The organism is Streptomyces sp. SAI-135, from assembly GCF_029893805.1.
In the GTDB taxonomy this organism is placed as follows: Bacteria; Actinomycetota; Actinomycetes; order Streptomycetales; family Streptomycetaceae; genus Streptomyces.
The window spans coordinates 7,970,550-7,987,757 of the sequence record NZ_JARXYP010000002.1; the positions used below are offsets into that span (position 1 = coordinate 7,970,550).

The 17,208-nt window shown below is 71.8% G+C and carries 16 protein-coding genes; 12 read left to right on the forward strand and 4 right to left on the reverse strand.

Annotated elements, in window-relative coordinates:
- Nucleotides 1-110 precede the first annotated feature (110 nt).
- The 8 genes from M2163_RS40435 to M2163_RS40470 are packed head-to-tail and all read left to right on the forward strand — an operon-like array spanning nucleotide 111 to nucleotide 7,928.
- A complete protein-coding gene (locus M2163_RS40435) occupies nucleotides 111-1,184 on the forward strand; it encodes a sugar ABC transporter substrate-binding protein (protein WP_280896503.1) in 1,074 nt (357 codons plus the stop codon).
- Nucleotides 1,181-2,674, forward strand: coding sequence for a sugar ABC transporter ATP-binding protein (locus M2163_RS40440; RefSeq protein WP_280847905.1), 1,494 nt, complete (start codon nucleotides 1,181-1,183; stop codon nucleotides 2,672-2,674). Before M2163_RS40435 ends, M2163_RS40440 begins: the two co-directional genes overlap by 4 nt.
- Nucleotides 2,667-3,692, forward strand: coding sequence for an ABC transporter permease (locus M2163_RS40445; protein ID WP_280847904.1), 1,026 nt, complete (start codon nucleotides 2,667-2,669; stop codon nucleotides 3,690-3,692). The genes M2163_RS40440 and M2163_RS40445 overlap by 8 nt, the downstream gene beginning before the upstream one ends.
- A gap of 28 nt (nucleotides 3,693-3,720) precedes the next feature.
- On the forward strand, nucleotides 3,721-5,070 hold the full coding sequence (locus M2163_RS40450) for an L-fuconate dehydratase (protein ID WP_280896504.1): 1,350 nt from the start codon (nucleotides 3,721-3,723) through the stop codon (nucleotides 5,068-5,070).
- Complete coding sequence (locus tag M2163_RS40455; RefSeq protein WP_280847902.1) at nucleotides 5,067-5,822, forward strand: SDR family oxidoreductase; 756 nt, start codon at nucleotides 5,067-5,069, stop codon at nucleotides 5,820-5,822. The genes M2163_RS40450 and M2163_RS40455 overlap by 4 nt, the downstream gene beginning before the upstream one ends.
- Entirely contained in the window at nucleotides 5,819-6,793 is a 975-nt protein-coding gene (locus M2163_RS40460; protein ID WP_280896505.1) for an aldo/keto reductase, read from the forward strand. The genes M2163_RS40455 and M2163_RS40460 overlap by 4 nt, the downstream gene beginning before the upstream one ends.
- Nucleotides 6,790-7,104, forward strand: a complete 315-nt coding sequence (locus tag M2163_RS40465; protein WP_280847900.1) for an L-rhamnose mutarotase — start codon at nucleotides 6,790-6,792, stop codon at nucleotides 7,102-7,104. The genes M2163_RS40460 and M2163_RS40465 overlap by 4 nt, the downstream gene beginning before the upstream one ends.
- Nucleotides 7,101-7,928, forward strand: a complete 828-nt coding sequence (locus tag M2163_RS40470) for an amidohydrolase family protein (protein ID WP_280896506.1) — start codon at nucleotides 7,101-7,103, stop codon at nucleotides 7,926-7,928. The genes M2163_RS40465 and M2163_RS40470 overlap by 4 nt, the downstream gene beginning before the upstream one ends.
- Here the strand turns inward: M2163_RS40470 and M2163_RS40475 are convergent.
- Complete coding sequence (locus tag M2163_RS40475) at nucleotides 7,916-9,337, reverse strand: lipase maturation factor family protein (protein ID WP_280896507.1); 1,422 nt, start codon at nucleotides 9,335-9,337, stop codon at nucleotides 7,916-7,918. The genes M2163_RS40470 and M2163_RS40475 overlap by 13 nt on opposite strands.
- 133 nt (nucleotides 9,338-9,470) lie before the next feature.
- Between M2163_RS40475 and M2163_RS40480 the strand changes: the two genes are divergently transcribed.
- The 3 genes from M2163_RS40480 to M2163_RS40490 all read left to right on the forward strand — a co-directional run bounded on the left by M2163_RS40480 (nucleotide 9,471) and on the right by M2163_RS40490 (nucleotide 13,846).
- Nucleotides 9,471-10,553: a DUF6777 domain-containing protein gene (locus tag M2163_RS40480; protein ID WP_280896508.1), complete on the forward strand. Its 1,083-nt coding sequence runs from the start codon at nucleotides 9,471-9,473 to the stop codon at nucleotides 10,551-10,553.
- Between the two features lie 287 nt (nucleotides 10,554-10,840).
- Entirely contained in the window at nucleotides 10,841-12,946 is a 2,106-nt protein-coding gene (locus M2163_RS40485) for a SpoIIE family protein phosphatase (protein WP_280847896.1), read from the forward strand.
- 36 nt (nucleotides 12,947-12,982) lie between these two features.
- Complete coding sequence (locus M2163_RS40490) at nucleotides 12,983-13,846, forward strand: DNA-formamidopyrimidine glycosylase family protein (protein ID WP_280847895.1); 864 nt, start codon at nucleotides 12,983-12,985, stop codon at nucleotides 13,844-13,846.
- 10 nt (nucleotides 13,847-13,856) lie between these two features.
- On the opposite strand, the gene M2163_RS40495 is transcribed toward M2163_RS40490, so the two are convergent.
- The 3 genes from M2163_RS40495 to M2163_RS40505 form a co-directional block, all read right to left on the reverse strand.
- Nucleotides 13,857-14,510, reverse strand: a complete 654-nt coding sequence (locus M2163_RS40495; RefSeq protein ID WP_280847894.1) for a zf-HC2 domain-containing protein — start codon at nucleotides 14,508-14,510, stop codon at nucleotides 13,857-13,859.
- 151 nt (nucleotides 14,511-14,661) lie between these two features.
- Nucleotides 14,662-15,177, reverse strand: a complete 516-nt coding sequence (locus M2163_RS40500; protein WP_280847893.1) for a hypothetical protein — start codon at nucleotides 15,175-15,177, stop codon at nucleotides 14,662-14,664.
- Nucleotides 15,178-15,313: 136 nt separating this feature from the next.
- Nucleotides 15,314-15,859, reverse strand: coding sequence for a sigma-70 family RNA polymerase sigma factor (locus M2163_RS40505; RefSeq protein ID WP_028807581.1), 546 nt, complete (start codon nucleotides 15,857-15,859; stop codon nucleotides 15,314-15,316).
- Nucleotides 15,860-16,058: 199 nt separating this feature from the next.
- On the opposite strand from M2163_RS40505, the gene M2163_RS40510 reads away from it, so the two are divergent.
- Nucleotides 16,059-17,207, forward strand: a complete 1,149-nt coding sequence (locus M2163_RS40510; protein WP_280896509.1) for a CapA family protein — start codon at nucleotides 16,059-16,061, stop codon at nucleotides 17,205-17,207.
- Nucleotide 17,208 lies beyond the last annotated feature (1 nt).

Sequence of the window (17,208 nt, forward strand, 5' to 3'; positions counted from 1 at the left end):
CTGCCCTCCGAGGGTATTGCCAAGGGCGAGTGGTCTGATAAGTATGCCGTCATCGCTCGAACACGCTCGTGCTCGATCACGGGAGAACACGCTCAACGAGGAGCCGCCAGATGCCCGTCAGAACAGTGGGGAAGCGCAACGGATTGCGGATCGTCGGCGCGGTCGCCGTGGCGGCGAGCGCCTCGCTCGTGCTCGCCGGGTGCGGCAGCACCAAGGACACCGGCAGCGCCGGCAGTGCGGGAGGCGACGGCACCGGCAAGGTGGGCGTGATCCTGCCGCTGCTGACCTCGCCGTTCTGGCAGTCGTACAACGACTACGTGCCGAAGACGGCCAAGTCCGAGGGGGTGGACGTGCTGAAGACGGTCAACTCCAACAGCGATCCCTCCCAGCAGATCACCGACATCAACAACGAGCTCAACCAGGGCGTCAAAGGCCTGGTCGTCGCCCCGCTGGACAGCGCCGCCATCGAGGCCGGCCTAGACCAGGCCGAACGCAAGGGCGTCCCGGTCGTCGCGGTCGACGTGGCCCCCGACAAGGGCAAGGTCGCCATGGTCGTCCGGGCGAACAACGTGGCGTACGGCGAGAAGGCCTGCCAGTACCTCGGTGAGCACATCACCTCCGGCAAGGTCGTGCAGATCATGGGCGACCTGGCCTCCGTCAACGGCCGCGACCGCTCCGAGGCGTTCCGGGCCTGTGTGAAGAAGAACTTCCCCAAGCTCAAGGTGCTGGAGATCCCCGCCAAGTGGGAGTCCGACGCCGCCGCCTCGCAGCTGAGCACCCTCCTGAACGCCAACCCCGACCTCAAGGGCATCTACATGCAGGCCGGCGGCGTCTACCTGGCGCCGACCCTGCAGACCCTCAAGTCCAAGGGGATGCTGAAGAAGGCGGGCACCGCGGGCCACATCGTCGTCGTCTCCAACGACGGCATCCCGCAGGAGTACGACGCCATCCGCAAGGGCGAGATCGACGCCACCGTCTCCCAGCCCGCCGACCTGTACGCCAAGTACGGCATGTACTACATCAAGGCGGCGATGGAGGGGAAGACCTTCCGGCCCGGCCCGACCGACCACGACTCCACGATCGTCAAGCTGCCGAGCGGCATCCTGGAGGACCAGCTGCCCGCGCCCCTGGTCACCAAGGACAACGTCGACGACCCCGAGCTGTGGGGCAATACGGTCAAATGAGCACCCCACTGGCTGAAGCCCAGGGGGTCGTCAAACGGTACGGCCCCACGACCGCCCTCGCCGACGGCCGGCTCACCGTCCTGCCCGGCGAGTCCCACGCCCTCGTCGGCCGCAACGGAGCGGGCAAGTCCACCCTCGTCACCCTCCTCACCGGTCTCCAGGCCCCCGACGAGGGCACCGTCCGCTTCGACGGCGAGCCCGCGCCCCCGCTCACCGACCGGGACGCCTGGCGCCGCAAAGTCGCCTGCGTCTACCAGAAGCCCACCGTCGTCCCCGAGCTGACCGTCGCCGAGAACCTCTTCATCAACCGGCAGCCCCTCAAGCGGAGTTTCATCAGCTGGCGTGCGCTCCGGTCGCAGGCCGCCGAACTCCTCGACACCTGGGACGTCCGCGTCGACCCGGAGGCGCGCACCGCCGACCTCAAGGTCGAGGACCGCCAAATGGTGGAGATCGCACGGGCGTTGAGCTTCGGCGCCCGCTTCATCGTCCTCGACGAACCGACCGCGCAGCTCGACAAACGGGAGATCGAGCGCCTCTTCGGCAGGATGCGCGCACTCCAGGAGTCCGGTGTCACCTTCCTGTTCATCTCGCACCACCTCCAGGAGGTGTACGAGGTGTGCCAGACGGTGACGGTCCTCAGGGACGCCCGCTGGATCACCACGGCCCCGGTCGCCGACATGCCCCGGGCGGCCCTGATCGAGGCCATGGCCGGCGAGAGCATCACCGAACGGGAACAGGCCGTGCGCACGGCAGAGGCCGACGCCCCCGTCCTCCTCGACGCCCGCGGCCTCACCTCCGACGCCTACCAGGACGTCGACCTCACCGTGCGCCGCGGTGAGGTCGTCGGACTCGCCGGCATCAGCGGCAGCGGCAAGACCGAGCTCGCCGAGTCCTTCACCGGACTGCACACACCGACGAGCGGCACGGCCCGGCTGGACGGCAGGCCACTGCCGTTCGGCGATGTGCAGGCCAGCCTGAAGGCGGGCGTCGGATTCGTGCCGCGCGACCGGCACACCCAGGGCCTGGTCTTCGACATGACCATCGGCGACAACGCCACCCTCAGCGTCCTGGACCGGCTCGGCCGGCACGGCTTCGTCGGCACCGACCGCAGGCGCGGCTTCGCCACCGAGCTGATCGACCGTCTCGACATCCACACCGAGGGCCCCGACCAGCCGGTCTCCGACCTCTCCGGCGGCAACGCGCAGAAGGTCGTCATGGCCCGCGCCCTCGCCTCCGACCCCCGCCTGCTCGTCCTCATCAACCCCACCGCCGGCGTCGACGTGAAGTCCAAGGAGTCCCTGCTCTCCCGCGTGGACACCGCCCGCGAGGACGGCACCGCGGTCCTCGTCGTCTCCGACGAACTCGACGACCTGCGCCGCTGCGACCGTGTCCTCGTCCTCTTCCACGGCCGCGTGGTCGCCGAGCACCCGGCCGGCTGGCGCGACCACGAGCTGATCGCCTCCATCGAAGGAGTGGACCACCATGGCTGACACCCAGGCTCCGCCGGTCAAGCAGGTGCGGGTGCCCGAGGCGCGGGCGGCCCGGACGGTCCTGCTGCGCCGCGCCCGCGAACTCGCTCTGGTCCCCGCGCTGTTGCTGCTGCTCGTGCTCGGCGCACTGCTCAACGACTCCTTCTTCACCGAGGCCACCCTGATCTCCATTCTGGCCTCGTCCGCGCCGCTGGCGATGGTGGTGCTCGCCGAGTCGCTCGTGCTCATCACCGGCAAGTTCGACCTGTCGCTCGAATCGATGGTCGGCATCGCACCGGCGGTGGCCGCGCTCCTGGTGCTGCCGGTCGCCCAGTCCGGCTGGGGCACGGAACTCCCCACCGCGGTGGCTCTGTTCTCCATCCCCTTGGTGGGCGCGGCCATCGGCGCCTTCAACGGCATCCTCGTGGTGAAGGCGAAGCTCAACGCGTTCATCGTCACGCTGGCCATGCTGATCGTCCTGCGGGGACTCCTGGTAGGGGCCACCAAGGGCAAGACGCTCTTCGGCATGCCGGACGCGTTCTTCTCGCTGGCCACCACCACGTTCCTGCACGTCCCCCTGTCGGTCTGGCTCGCCGCCGCGGCCTTCGCCGTCGCCGGGCTGGTGCTCAAGTACCACCGTCTCGGCCGGTCGTTGTACGCGATCGGCGGCAATCTGGAAGCGGCCCGCGCCGCAGGCATCCGAGTCGACCGTGTCCGGCTGGGGGTCTACGTCGTCGCCGGCGTTCTCGCCTCGATCGGCGGACTCATGTACACCGGCTACGTCGGTGCGATCGGCGCGAACCAGGGCGAGAACATGATCTTCACGGTGTTCGCCGCCGCCGTCATCGGTGGTATCAGCCTCGACGGCGGCCGCGGCACCATGTTCGGGGCCCTGACGGGCGTTCTTCTGCTGGGCGTGGTCAAGACCATGCTCACCATGGCCCAGGTGCCGTCCTTCTGGATCGACGCCATCTACGGCGGAATCATCCTGCTCGCCCTCATGATCGCCCGCCTCACCACGGGCCGCGCCCAAGACTGACCCCCGGCACCCGACTGAAAGGCACTCCGTGTCCTCGACCCCCGCCCGCATCAGCGCGGTAGACACCTACGACATCCGCTTCCCCACCTCGCGCGAGCTCGACGGCTCCGACGCGATGAACCCGGACCCCGACTACTCGGCGGCCTACGTCGTCCTGCGCACGGACGCGGCCGACGGGCACGAGGGGCACGGATTCACCTTCACCATCGGGCGGGGCAACGAAGTCCAGGTCGCCGCGATCGAGGCGCTGCGCGGGCATGTGGTGGGCCGGTCGGTCGACGAACTGTGCGCGGACCCGGGGACGCTGAACCGCGACCTGATCGGCGACAGCCAGCTGCGCTGGCTCGGCCCCGAGAAGGGCGTGATGCACATGGCGATCGGCGCGGTCGTCAACGCCGTGTGGGACCTGGCCGCCAAGCGCGCCGAGAAGCCGTTGTGGCGGCTGCTCGCCGAGGGCGACCCGGAGTGGCTGGTCGGCCAGATCGACTTCCGCTACCTCACGGACGCGCTCACCCCCGAGGAGGCCCTGGACATCCTGCGGCGGGGCCGGGAAGGCGCGCGGGAACGGTCCGCGCAGCTGCTCACCCACGGCTACCCGGCCTACACCACCTCCGCCGGCTGGCTCGGCTACGACGACGAGAAGCTCACCCGGCTCGCCGCCGAGGCCGTCGCCGACGGCTTCCGGCAGATCAAGCTCAAGGTCGGCGCGGACCTGGAGGACGACATACGGCGCTGCCGCGTCGCCCGCCAGGTCGTCGGCCCCGGCATCCGCATGGCGATCGACGCCAACCAGCGCTGGGACGTCGACGAGGCGATCCGCTGGACCCGGGCGCTCGCCGAGTTCGACCCGTACTGGATCGAGGAGCCCACCAGCCCCGACGACATCCTCGGCCACGCGGCCGTCCGCAGGGCGGTCGCCCCGGTGAAGGTCGCCACCGGCGAGCACGTCCAGAACCGTGTCGTCTTCAAGCAGCTCCTCCAGGCCGGCGCCCTCGACGTCGTCCAGATCGACGCGGCCCGCGTCGGCGGCGTCAACGAGAACCTCGCCATCCTGCTCCTCGCGGCCAAGTTCGGCGTGCCGGTCTGCCCGCACGCGGGCGGCGTCGGCCTGTGCGAACTCGTCCAGCACCTCTCCATGTTCGACTACGTGGCCGTCACCGGCACCACCGAGAACCGGGTCATCGAGTACGTAGACCATCTGCACGACCACTTCGTCGACCCGGTGGTGATCCGGGACGGCCACTACACGGCACCCACCGCACCCGGCTTCTCGGCGGCCATGCGCCCGCAGTCCGTCGCGCGGTACACGTTCCCGGGCGGCGCCTTCTGGGCAGAAGACCTCGCCGAGGACACACCCAGGAAGGGGCAGGCGGCATGAGCGACTTCGAGGGCCTGAGGGCCCTGGTGACCGGCGGCGCGTCCGGCATCGGCCGGGCCACGGCCGAACTCCTTTCCGCGCGCGGCGCCCAGGTCGCCGTCCTCGACCTGGACCCCTCCTCCGTCGAGAAGCCGCTGCTGGCCTACCGCGCCGACATCACCGACGACGCCGCCGTGCGTACCGCCGTCGCCGCGGCCGCGGCCGACCTCGGCGGACTCGACGTCCTGGTCAACAACGCGGGCATCGGCGCCCAGGGCACCGTGGCCGACCACGACGACGAGGAGTGGCACCGCGTCCTGGACGTCAACGTGGTCGGCATGGTCCGGGTGACCCGCGCGGCGCTGCCCCACCTGCGCGAGTCCTCCCACGCGGCGATCGTGAACACCTCCTCCATCGCGGCCACCGCGGGCCTGCCGCAGCGGGCGCTGTACAGCGCGACCAAAGGGGCCGTGTACTCCCTGACCCTCGCCATGGCCGCCGACCACGTCCGCGAGGGCATCCGCGTGAACTGCGTCAACCCCGGCACCGCGGACACCCCGTGGATCGGCCGCCTCCTCGCCAAGGCCCCCGACCCGGCCGCCGAACGCGCCGCGCTGGAGGCCCGCCAGCCCACCGGCCGGCTCGTCTCCGCGGACGAGGTCGCCGGCGCCATCGCCTACCTGGCGAGCCCCCTGTCCGGCGCCACCACCGGCACCTCCCTCGCCGTCGACGGCGGCATGCAGGGCCTGCGCCCGAGGCCGGTGGGCCGGTGAACAGCAACACGCTCGGCACCAGCGGCGTCCCGGTCAGCGCACTCGCCTTCGGCGGCGCGGTCATCGGCAACCTCTTCACGGAGGTGACCGACGAGGAGGCCCACGAGGCGGTCACCGCCGCCTGGGAGCGCGGCGTCCGCTACTTCGACACCGCCCCGCACTACGGCCTCGGACTGTCGGAACGGCGGCTGGGCCAGGCCCTGAAGGACCGCCCGCGCGCCGAGTTCACGATCTCCACGAAGGTCGGCCGGCGGCTGGAGCCGGCCACGGGGGGCGGCGACGACCTGGCCAACGCCTTCGCGGTGCCCGCCACCCTGCGCCGGGTCTGGGACTTCTCGGCCGACGGCGTACGGCGCACCCTCGACGCCAGTCTCGAACGGCTCGGCCTCGACCACGTCGACGTCGTCTACCTGCACGACCCCGACGACCACGCCGAACAGGCCTTCCGCGAGGGCTATCCGGCCCTGGAGAAGCTCCGCTCGGAGGGCGTCGTCGGAGCGATCGGCGCCGGCATGAACCAGACCGGGATGCTGACCCGCTTCGTCCGCGAGACCGACGTCGACGTGGTGCTCTGCGCGGGGCGGTACACCCTGCTCGACCAGAGCGCGCTCACCGAGCTGCTGCCCGCCGCCGTCGAGCGGGGCGTCTCGGTGGTCGTCGGCGGTGCCTTCAACTCCGGTCTGCTGGCGGACCCGAGACCGGACGCGACGTACAACTACGCACAGGCGCCGGGTGACCTGCTGGACCGTGCCCTGCGCATGCGGGAGGTCGCCGAGCGGCACGGCATCAGCCTGCGGGCCGCCGCCCTCGCCTACTGCGCGGCCCATCCGGCCGTCGCGAGCGTCCTCGTCGGCGCCCGCTCGGCGGCCGAGGTCCACGACGCGGCGGACCAGTTCGCCACCCCGGTGCCCCCGGCCCTCTGGCAGGAGCTGCGCGACACCGGACTGCTGAGCGCCGAGGAGCCGTCATGAGAGTCGCCCTGCACACCAAGGTCCGCGCCGACCGCATCGAGGAGTACGAGGCCGCCCACCGCGAGGTCCCGGCCGAACTCACCGACGCGATCCGCGCCGCCGGGGCCACCTCCTGGACGATCTGGCGCAGCGGCTGCGACCTCTTCCACGTCCTGGAGTGCGCGGACTACGGCCGTCTCCTCGCCGAACTGGAGAAGCTCCCGGTGAACGTCACCTGGCAGGCCCGCATGGCCGAACTCCTCGACGTGGTGCACGACTACTCCGGCGAGGGCGCCGACGCCGGCCTGCCCGTCGTGTGGGAGCTGCCGTGAACGTCGTGGACGCCCATCACCACGTGTGGGACTTGTCGGTACGGGACCAGGACTGGATCGCCGCCGACAGCCCGCTGCGGCGCACCTTCACGATGGCCGACCTGGCACCGCAGGCCGCCGCGGCGGGAGTCGGCCGCACGGTCCTCGTGCAGACGGTCACCGTGCCCGAGGAGACCCCTGAGTTCCTGGCCCTCGCGGCCGAGCACGAGCTGATCGCCGGTGTCGTCGGCTGGACGGACCTGACTCGCCCCGACGTCGCCGACGAACTGGCCCGCCTGCGCGAACTGCCCGGAGGCACCTACCTCAAGGGGATCCGCCACCAGGTCCAGAGCGAGCCCGACCCGGAGTGGCTGCTGCGCCCGGACGTACGCCGGGGACTGGCCGCCGTGGCCGACGCCGGGCTCGTCCACGACCTGGTCGTCCTCCCACACCAGCTGCCGGCCTGCGCGAAGGCCGCCGACGCCCTGCCTGACCTCACCTTCGTCCTCGACCACCTGGGCAAGCCGCCCATCGCGTCCGGCTCCCTGGAACCCTGGGCCTCGGCCGTGCGCGGCCTCGCCGCCCTCCCCAACACCGTCTGCAAGCTCTCCGGCATGGTCACCGAGGCGGACCCCGCCGCCTGGACGGTCGACGACCTGCGCCCGTACGCCGACACGGTCCTGGACGCCTTCGGCCCGGACCGCCTCCTGTTCGGCTCGGACTGGCCGGTGTGCACGCTTGCCGCGACCTACGGCGAAGTCCTGGAGGCGGCCGGCCAGTTGACCGGCGCCGACGACCGGGCGCAGATCTTCGAGGGCACCGCTGTCCGTGTCTACGGCCTCTGAACCGTCTCCGTCAGCCGTGTCGGCGGCAGGTACTCCCGCACATAGGTCCGCTCCCAGCACGCCCCCGTCTCCCGCAGCTCCCGCCACGTCGTGTACCGGTAGCGGAAGAGACGGGCTCGCACGTAGCGGGGCGGGGCGTCCGCCGGGAACGGGGAGCGGCGCAGCAGCCGCAGTGTGGCGGGGTCGTTCTCCAGCAGCCGTTCCACCATCGTGCCGAACCACGCCCCCGCGTACGCCGGGGACAGCGCGGCGAACCACATCATCCAGTCCAGGCGCAGATGGTAGGGCGCGAACTGGCGCGGCCAGTGCCGGGGATCGCCCGGCTTGCCCCTGAACTCGTACTCCCGCCACTCGGAATCCCTGCGGGGCGCGTCGTCCGCGGTGCCCTCGACCACGACCTCGTAGCGGATCCTGCTGACGCTGCCGAACGCGCCGTAGGTGTTGACGAGGTGGAGCGGGTCGAAGGAACGGTTCATGATCTGGCTCCGGGAGATCATGTTGCGGACCGGGTGGTAGCTCAGGGCGAGGAGGAGCGCGGCGACGGCGAGGACCGTCACCTCGTACCAGAGCGGGGTGACGGGCAGGCGCGGGGCGTCACCCGGGAGATCCAGCGCCGGCACCGCCAGCACGATCGTCACCCAGTTCAGCCAGGCGAAGTTGCCCGACAGCACGAGCCACAGCTGGGTCACGATCATCAGTGACGCGGCCGCCGTGGCGACCGGCTGCGGGGTGAACAGCAGGAAGGGCACGAGGAGTTGGGTGACGTGGTTCGCGGCCACCTCCACCCGGTGCACGGGCTTCGGCAGATGGTGGAAGAACCAGCTCAGCAGTCCCGGCATCGGCTGTGTCTCGTGGTGGTGGTCCAGGCAGGTGAGCTTGCGCCAGCAGGCGTCGCCGCGCATCTTGATGAGCCCGGCGCCGAACTCGACCCGGAACAGCACCCAGCGCAGCAGGAACAGCACCAGGACCGGCGGGGCCACGTCGTCGTTGCCGAGGAACACCGCGAGGAAGCCGACCTCGAGCAGCAGGGACTCCCAGCCGAAGCCGTACCAGGTCTGGCCCACGTTGACGATCGACAGGTACAGCAGCCACGGCACCAGCCACAGCAGCATCGCGCCCCACAGCGGCAGACGGGAGTCGAGGCCCGCCGCCAGCGCGACGGCCACCGCGCAGCCCGTCCCCGCGCACAGGGCGAAGAAGCGGTCCGAGTAGTGGAGTTGGAAGAGGCTCGGTGCCCGCCGGAAGGGGACCCGGGCGACGAACCGGGGGATCGGCAGCATGCCGCGCTCCCCGAGCAGCGCCCTGAACTGCAGGGCCGCCGTCAGGAACGCGACGAAGTACAGCCCGGCCAGAGCCCGCTGGAAGACCAGCCGGCTCATCCAGTACTCGGGTGCGGTGAACCAGTCCACGGCCGTGCTCTCCTGCCTCCATTGTCCAGCCGACCCCTGCGTGACGCTCCGTGTACCTTCCTTCCGCTTGCGTAACCCCGGGGAGTGCAGCAGACAGTAGTGACGAACTGCCCGGGACGAACGGAAGAACGCGGTGCGGACATCCACCACAACCCTCCTGACGGCGGGCGCGCTCGCCACGGCACTGCTCGTCACGGGATGCGGCGGTGCCCCCGGGAACACCGCCGACGCGACCGGTGAACTTGTGCTGCAACCGGCGGCGGCCCGGGGACCGCACCCCTTCACCCGCTCCGCGGCGACCGCGCCACCGCCCGTCACCCGAACGCCGCAGCGGGACGCCACCGCCCCGCGGACCGTCTCCGGCGGGACGCCCGGCCTCTACGGCGGGACCGGGCGCGTCGGCAGTTGCGACGTGGAACGCCTGATCGGCGACCTGAGCGCCGACCGGTCGCGGACGGGCGCGTTCGCGCGGATCGCGGGCGTCTCCCCGGCCTCGGTCCCCGGCCGTCTGCGCGGACTCGCCCCGGTCGTCCTGCGCGCCGACACCCGGGTCACCGACCACGGCTACCGCGGCGGCCGGGCGAGCGGCCACCAGGCCGTCCTCCAGGCGGGCACCGCCGTCCTCGTCGACGACCGGGGCGTCCCGCGCGTCCGCTGCGCCGGCGGCAGCCCCCTGGCGCCGCCGGTGCCGCTGCGGGGCGGCGCGGTCCTGGGCGGGCGGCCGTGGCCCGGGTACCGGCCCGGCCAGGTGATCGTGGTGACCCCCAGCGAACAGGTCATCACCGACATCACGATCATCGACCTGGTCGACCACTCCTGGATCGAACGCCGGATCGACCACGACTGCCGACACGACCACGTCCTGCGCCCACCGGCGCCACCCCCACCCGCCCCCACCGGCCTCCCGGGCGACAGCACCGCCCCCCGCGCACCCGCCCCGCACAGCCCGGCACCCGCTTCGGAGACGCCCCCCGGGCAGGCCGCGCCCGCCTGCAGGCCCACGACGGTCCTCGGGACGGACGAGAGCTGTCCGGTCCCTGTGGCACCACCGACCGACCCGGACCCGGCCCCCAGCACCAAACCCGACCCCGACACTGAACCCGGTCCCGACACCGTCCCGGACACCCCCGACCTCCCCGACGGCGGCGGCCTGATCCCCGACGATCCCGAGGCCACCACCGGTGCCGTCCCGGGTACCCCCGCCGGCGTCACCTGAGGGCTGCCGACGGCGTGCCCCCCCGGCTGGAGCCGTCACCCCGCCCACGCTCATCCGGGGGCCGGGGGCCGGGGGCATTGAAAACGGGGGCCGGACCCCCGAAGGTCCCGCTGCCCCGACCGGCGCCGACACCGCCCCCGGCCCCAAGGCCGTCCCGGACCACTCGATCTCGCCCACGGTGGCACCCGGTCGCCCCCCCCCGGCACCGGCCTGCCCCCACACCCCCCGGCCGAACAACACCCCGCCCCCCAGTCGAAGAATCGGGCAAATCCTGGCAAGGTGGCTCCATGGTTGATCGGGGAGCGAGCGCCCTGTCACTCCCGGACGACTGGCCCGCCCACCCGGACCCGATCCTGGCGCTCAACCGCATGGGCAGCTTCGACTGGGACCTCGACAGCGGTCTGTTCCACATGGACGCTCAGGCCCACGAGGTCTTCGACCTGCGCCCCGACGAGTACGACGACAACCCCGTGTCCCTCGCCGTACGGGTGCCGAGGACCGAGGCCCACCGGCTCGACGCCCTGGTCTCCCAGGCGATCAAGGACGGCAGCGAGAACTACGGCACCTACTTCCGCATCCGCTGCCGCGACGGCACCCTGCGCTGGACCCACACCCAGGGCTACATCCGGCGCGACGAGACCGGGCGCCCGCGCCGGATCATCGGGATCCTCCGAGACGCCACCCAGGAGATGGGCGAGCTGGAGGCCCGCCGGGAGCAGGCCGCCCAGGACGAGGCCCGGCGCCGGCAGACCAACGTCGTCCAGCTCACCACGGCCGCCCTCGCCCACGCCCGGACCGTCCAGGACGTCATCGACGTCCTCAAGGACACCCACGGGCTCACCCACCTCGGCGCCACCAGCCTGGTCATGGGCCTGGTCGAGGCGGGCCGCATCCGGCTGATCGCCGAGGGCCCCGCGGGCAGCTTCGTGCCCGGCACCGACATCACCCGGATCGACGAGCCGTACCCGATGAGCGAGGCCGTGCGCACGCTCACCCCCCGGTTCATCGAGTCGCCGGAGGAGTTCGCGGACCGCTACCCGATCCTGTGGCCGCACCTCACCGGCCTCAAGATCACCTCGGCCGCCTACCTCCCGCTGATCGCCGAGGCCCGCCCGATCGGCGCCATGGGCCTGCTCTACAGCGACCGGTACGGCTTCACCCCCGAGGACCGCAACGTCCTCATCGCCCTCGGCAGCAGCATCGCCCAGAGCCTCCAGCGGGCCATGCTCTACGAGCAGGAGAAGGACCTCGCCACCGGCCTCCAGCAGGCCATGCTGCCCCGCACCATCCCCAGCGTCCCCGGTGCCGACGTCGCCGTCCGCTACCGGGCCGCCAGCGCCGAGGGCTCCCTCGCCCGGGACATCGGCGGCGACTGGTACGACCTGATCCCGCTGCCCGGGGGCACCGTCTCCGGGGGCGGCCGTGTCGGTGCCGTCATCGGAGACGTCCAGGGCCACGACACCCACGCCGCCGCCGTCATGGGCCAGCTGCGGATCGTGCTGCGGGCCTACGCCGCCGAGGGCCACACCCCGGCCACGGTGATGGCCCGGGCCTCCGTCTTCCTCCACGAACTCGACACCGACCGCTTCGCGACCTGCCTGTACGCCGAGGCCGACCTCGCCACCGGGGTCGTCCAGGTCGTCCGCGCCGGCCACATCGACCCGCTGGTCCGGCACGCCGACGGCAGCTGCCGCCGGGTGACCGTCCACGGGGGGCTGCCGCTCGGTCTGTCCGCCGAGTTCGGGCAGCTCGACTACCCCGTGTCCACCCTCGAACTCGATCCCGGGGGCACCCTGCTGCTGTGCACCGACGGGCTGGTCGAGCAGCCCGGCGCCGACCTCGACGACGGCATGCAGAGCCTGACGCGTCACATCGCCCTGGGCCCTGCCGACGTCTGGGAGCTCGCCGACCGGCTCATCGACGTCGCCGAGGAGCGCGGCGGCGACGACGACGTGGCCCTTCTCCTGCTGCGTCGCCGCGCCCTGGACGCCCCCCAGTCCGGCGGCCGCCTCCAGCAGCACGTGGCGCCCGGGGACCCCGAGGCCCTCACCCAGGCCCGGCACATGATCCGGGCCGCGGTCGGCGCCTGGGGCGCACGGGAGCGCTCCGACGAGATCGAACTGGTCGCCGACGAACTGATCACCAACGCGCTCATGCACACCGAGGGCTCCGCGATCGTCACCCTGCGCGTGCTGACCGGCTCCGACCGGCGGATGCGCGTCGAGGTCGAGGACTCCTCCAGCGCCCTGCCGCGCCGCCGGGAGGCGGGCGAGTCCGGGGTCTCGGGCCGCGGACTGCTCCTGGTGGACCTGCTGTGCGACGTGTGGGGCGTGGAGGCGCGGGGCGGCGGGAAGTGCGTGTGGTGCGAGTTCGTCGTGCCCGAGCGCACCTGACCTGACCACGGCGGCCCCCGGTGGCACTCTTGACGTATGCCGGAACTCCCCGAGGTGGAAGCGCTCAAGGACTTCCTGACCGAGAACCTGGTCGGCCACGAGATGGTGCGTGTGCTGCCGGTGGCCATCAGCGTCCTGAAGACGTACGACCCTCCGCTCTCCGCCCTCGAGGGCCGCGAGGTGGTCGCCGTGCACCGCCACGGCAAGTTCCTGGACCTGGAGACGGGCGGCGGACCGCACCTCGTCACCCATCTGGCCCGTGCGGGCTGGCTGCACTGGAAGGACCGCCTGCCCGACGGCCCGCCCCGGCCCGGCAAGGGCCCGCTCGCCCTGCGGGTGGCGCTGGAGACCGGGGCCGGCTTCGACCTCACGGAGGCGGGTACGCAGAAGCGCCTCGCGGTGTACGTGGTGGCCGACCCAGGGGAAGTCCCGGGTGTCGCCCGTCTGGGCCCGGACCCCCTGGCCGAGGACTTCGACGCGGCGAGCCTCGCGGCCCTGCTGAAGGGCGAGCGCCGGCAGCTGAAGGGCGCTCTGCGCGACCAGACCCTCATCGCCGGGGTGGGCAACGCCTACAGCGACGAGATCCTGCACGCGGCGAGGATGTCCCCCTTCAAACTGGCGGCCTCCCTGACCCCCGAGGAGACGGAGACCCTCCACCGGGCCCTGCGCACGACCCTCACCGAGGCGGTGGAACGCTCGCGGGGAGTGGCGGCGGGCCGGCTGAAGGCGGAGAAGAAGTCCGGCCTGCGCGTGCACGGCCACACCGGTGACCCCTGTCCGGTCTGCGGCGACACCGTCCGGGAGGTCTCCTTCAGCGACTCCTCCCTCCAGTACTGCCCCACCTGCCAGACGGGCGGGAAGCTGCTGGCGGACCGGCGGTTGTCGCGGCTGCTCAAGTGACCGGACGCCGTCAGCCCGGCTCCAGCGTCACCAGATGCTCCCCGCCCGAGGTCCTGACCTCGTAGTGGTCGATCTGGTCGGCGTGGAAGGTGGAGCTGCCCATCATGGTGTTGTCGCCGGTGTCGTGCCCGGTGGCGTTCCAGCCGGTGACGGTCTCCTCCGTGCCGTCGTGGCTGACGGCGACGAGGTGGCAGGAGCGCGGGCCCGACTCGTCCTTGACCTTGAGCTCCACCTGGGTGCCCCAGTCCTCGTCCTCGGTGGTGACCTGCGCCCACACACCGGACCGGGCGTCGGTGGCCTGGACGCTGGTGGCCCGCGCCGCGTCGGCGCCCGTCGTCATCGCGAGGGTGGAACCGCCCACGGTCAGCACCACCGAGGCGGCCACCGCGTACAACAGCCGCCTGCGGTGTGCCCGGCGGCGGGTCGCGACCTCGGCGAGGAGGCGGTTCAGGAGCTGCGGGCCGGGCTGGGCCATCGGGTGCACGACCCGCGGGGTGGCCCGGCGGTACAGCATCATCTGGCGGGTCACTGGACCGAACTCGGTCACGTGTGCCGCGCACTTGGGGCACTCCATGAGGTGGTCCTCGAAGCGGAAGGCCTCCGCCTCGTCCAGCACGCCGAGCGCGTACGCGCCGACGTCGCGATGCCTCTCCAAGGACCTCATGCCGAAACCTCGTGCCGTTGGGTGTGGGTGGGGTTACTCCTTGCTCCCACCGGTACGCACCAGCCCGCCGAATCACTCAAGGCATGCACTGAATCGTGATGAAGGGATTCGGAGCGGTCGGCCCCGCGGATTGGTCCGGATCGAAAGGAATCTAGAAAAGGTGGATGGCGAGATGGCCGAGCGGCAGACCGAGCTGCCAGGCCGGTGTCCACACCTTCGGACCCTCGTCCTCGCCGCCCCCGGCCCCGCCGCCCGGCACGGCGTTCAGATCGGGTGCCAAGAGCTCCGTCTCCTCCAGCCAGCGCCAGGCCGCGGCCGCGAGTTCGAGGTCCGCGGCGGGCTCGCCGGTGGCGACCGCCTCGGCGGTCAGCGCGGCCATCCGCTCGCACACCCAGTCCTGCCACGGCTGGTCGTACGCCGTCAGGGACAGCCAGTTCTCCAGCTGCGAGACGACCTGGATGCCGGAAAGCTCCCCCTCGGTGTCGGCGAGGAAGACGGTCAGCGCCAACGCGTCCCGCCCGGCCCGGAACTCGAAGGACGTCGGCGGCATCAGATCGCCGGACCGCAGCAGCTCGTCGGCGATGTACTCGGCGTACAACCAGGCCATGGGAACGACGAGTTCGCCGCCGCCGGTGCCGTCCGTGCTCTCTTGACCTCTGTGCAGCATCCCTTCCTGCCTTCCTCCGGTGCGTGCGCGTCGCCCGACCCCGGGCTCCCAGTCCGGAACACGGATAGGGACAGCCGATTACTCAACCGGGGTCCTCAGCAAGGCGCTTTACGGAGGTTTGACTTTCCCATTGGTTTCACCGCAGGTCGGCCGCGTATCCGGGAAGCACCCGGCGCAGGGCGCGCAGCGCGTAGTACGCGCGGGACTTCACGGTACCGGGTGGAATTCCCAGTATTTCGGCGGCTTCCGCCACACTCGCCCCCTGGAAATACACCAGCACCAGGACTTCACGGTGCTCCGGAGTGAGTGTCTTCACAGCCTCGCGGACATCGAGGGCGGCGGCGGCCCGCTCGGCGTGGTCGGCGCACACCCGGGCGTTCTCCAGCACCGCGTCGCCGACCTCGGCGGGACGCGCCTGCCGGGCCCGCCGCGCGTCGATCGCGAGCCGCCGTCCCACGGTCAGCAGCCATGGCCGTACGGACTCGAAGTCGTCGGCGCGCAGCGCCTCGGGGTGCTGCCAGGCGCGTACGAGGGTCTCCTGCACCAGGTCCTCGGCGCGTTGCCGGTCGCCGTCGCTGAGCCGGAGGAGGAGCGCGAAGAGGGGCCGGCCGTGCTCCCGCTGCAGTGCGGCGAGCTCGTGCTCGGCGGTCGTCCCGTTCGTGAGGGTGGTTCCGGCCGTCATGGCCGTATGGCACCTCAGTGCGGGGCCGGGGGACAGGGCGCGCACAAGGATCTGCGGCGGACGGTCGATCGCGTCGACGAACGGTTCGATGAACGGTCCCTTCCGCCCCGGACGGGTCAACAAGGCGGCCAGGCCGTTTGCCGACAGGGACAAGTTCATACCCATTCGTCAGTAAATATGACCTGAGTGGGGTGAGCTGATGATTGCACGCAGACGGCAGGTTGCCCTGGCCCTCACGGCCCTTCTGGCCGCAGGAGCGGCCTGCCAGGCGCACGACCACGACACATCCGGGCATCCGGCCCCGGCCGCGGCCGCACCGCGCGGCTTCACACTCGTCGCCTCCGGGGACGTCCTGCCGCACAGCTCGATCATCGACCGGGCCCGCTTCGACGCGGGCGGGAACGGCTACGACTTCCGTCCGATGCTGGCCGGAATCCGGTCCGTCGTCTCCCGCGCCGATCTGGCGCTGTGTCACATGGAGACCGTCTACGGGGCGAACGGCGACTACACCGGCTACCCGACCTTCAAGTCACCGCCCGAGGTGGCCCGGGCCCTCGCCGTCACCGGTTACGACGGCTGCTCCACCGCCTCCAACCACAGCCTCGACGACGGCTCCGAGGGGATCCGCCGCACGCTCGACGCCCTGGACCGCGCGGGTGTACGGCATGCCGGTTCGGCCCGGACCGAGGGCGAGGCGCGCACGGTCACCGTCCTGCGCGCGGGTCCCGCGAAGCTCGCTCATCTCTCCTACACCTACGACACCAACGGCTTCCCGTTGCCCCAGGGACAACCCTGGGCGGTGAACCTGATGGACGAGAGCAAGATCCTGGCGGACGCGCGGGCCGCCCGGAAGGCGGGCGCCGACGTGGTCGTCGTGTCGCTGCACTGGGGCACCGAATGGCAGGACGCGCCCGACGAGCAGCAGCTGGCGCTCGCCCGCGACCTGACCGCCGCCCGCACCGGCGGACGTCCCGACGTCGACCTGATCCTCGGCACCCACGCCCATGTCCCGCAGGCGTACGAGAAGGTCAACGGCACCTGGGTGGTCTACGGCATGGGCGACCAGATCGCCGGCGAGATGTCCAACCACGAGGGCGCCCAGGACCCGCGCGGCAACCAGTCCACCCTCGGCCGTTTCACGTTCGCCCCGCCCGGCCGGCCGGGCGGGCGCTGGCGGGTCGCGAAGGCCGAGTTCGTGCCGCAGATGTTCGACGTGGACGCCGGCCGGGTGGTGAACCTCAACCAGGCGATCGCACAGGGCGCCGACGTCCAGGGCGTCCGCGACCGGATCCGGGAGGTGGTGCTGAGCCGGGGCGCGGCGAAGGACGGGCTCACCATGGGGCAGTAGG

Bases quoted from the DNA above. Each gene is read 5' to 3' on its own strand.
- M2163_RS40445 (WP_280847904.1), top strand. From the start codon at position 2,667: ATGGCTGACACCCAGGCTCCGCCGGTCAAGCAGGTGCGGGTGCCCGAG.
- M2163_RS40510 (WP_280896509.1), top strand. From the start codon at position 16,059: ATGATTGCACGCAGACGGCAGGTTGCCCTGGCCCTCACGGCCCTTCTG.
- M2163_RS40435 (WP_280896503.1), top strand. From the start codon at position 111: ATGCCCGTCAGAACAGTGGGGAAGCGCAACGGATTGCGGATCGTCGGC.
- M2163_RS40505 (WP_028807581.1), bottom strand. From the start codon at position 15,859: ATGACGGCCGGAACCACCCTCACGAACGGGACGACCGCCGAGCACGAG.
- M2163_RS40465 (WP_280847900.1), top strand. From the start codon at position 6,790: ATGAGAGTCGCCCTGCACACCAAGGTCCGCGCCGACCGCATCGAGGAG.
- M2163_RS40455 (WP_280847902.1), top strand. From the start codon at position 5,067: ATGAGCGACTTCGAGGGCCTGAGGGCCCTGGTGACCGGCGGCGCGTCC.
- M2163_RS40440 (WP_280847905.1), top strand. From the start codon at position 1,181: ATGAGCACCCCACTGGCTGAAGCCCAGGGGGTCGTCAAACGGTACGGC.
- M2163_RS40490 (WP_280847895.1), top strand. From the start codon at position 12,983: ATGCCGGAACTCCCCGAGGTGGAAGCGCTCAAGGACTTCCTGACCGAG.
- M2163_RS40485 (WP_280847896.1), top strand. From the start codon at position 10,841: ATGGTTGATCGGGGAGCGAGCGCCCTGTCACTCCCGGACGACTGGCCC.
- M2163_RS40495 (WP_280847894.1), bottom strand. From the start codon at position 14,510: ATGAGGTCCTTGGAGAGGCATCGCGACGTCGGCGCGTACGCGCTCGGC.
- M2163_RS40500 (WP_280847893.1), bottom strand. From the start codon at position 15,177: ATGCTGCACAGAGGTCAAGAGAGCACGGACGGCACCGGCGGCGGCGAA.